The sequence below is a fragment of the Stenotrophomonas sp. HMWF003 genome (genome assembly GCF_003061285.1).
Lineage (GTDB): Bacteria > Pseudomonadota > Gammaproteobacteria > Xanthomonadales > Xanthomonadaceae > Stenotrophomonas > Stenotrophomonas maltophilia_AP.
In genome coordinates, this window is sequence record NZ_QAIW01000470.1 from 4,810 (window position 1) to 5,292 (window position 483).

General features: G+C 67.5%; 1 pseudogene. It reads left to right on the forward strand.

What is annotated here, in order from left to right:
• Nucleotides 1-155: 155 nt before the first annotated feature.
• Nucleotides 156-483, forward strand: a pseudogene (locus tag DBR34_RS24490) (hypothetical protein); the annotation flags it as partial.

A 483-nucleotide genomic window follows, 5' to 3' on the forward strand; every position in this document is an offset into this window, starting at 1 on the left:
GCCCAGGCACGCGAAGTGATTGACCTGAGCGTGCTGTCGCAGAAGCAGATCATCGAAGAACTGCAGCAGCTGGGCGCGCGCCGCACTGCCGAAGCGACCGGGACCGCCACCGCATGAGCGACGAGATCGAGGTCGATGGCGAATCCGGTGCACCGATCTGGGCCGCCTTCGGCGACCTGATGTCGGTACTGCTGGGCGCTTTCGTGCTGATCCTGGTCGGCGTGGTGGCGTTGCAGCTGGAGTTGTCCAACCGGCTGGACCACGAGGTCAAGCAGCGCCAGGCCGAAGCGCAGCGTCGCAAGACGCTGGAACAGGCGCTGGCGGTGCCGCTGGCGGCCGGGCGGGTGACCATCGTGGATGGCCGCATCGGCATCCGCGGCAGCGTGCTGTTCGCCTTGAATTCCGACCAGCTGCAGCCCGAAGGCCGTGAACTGCTCAAGAGCCTGGCCGGCCCGTTGGCCGAGTACCTGTCCTCGCGCGAGG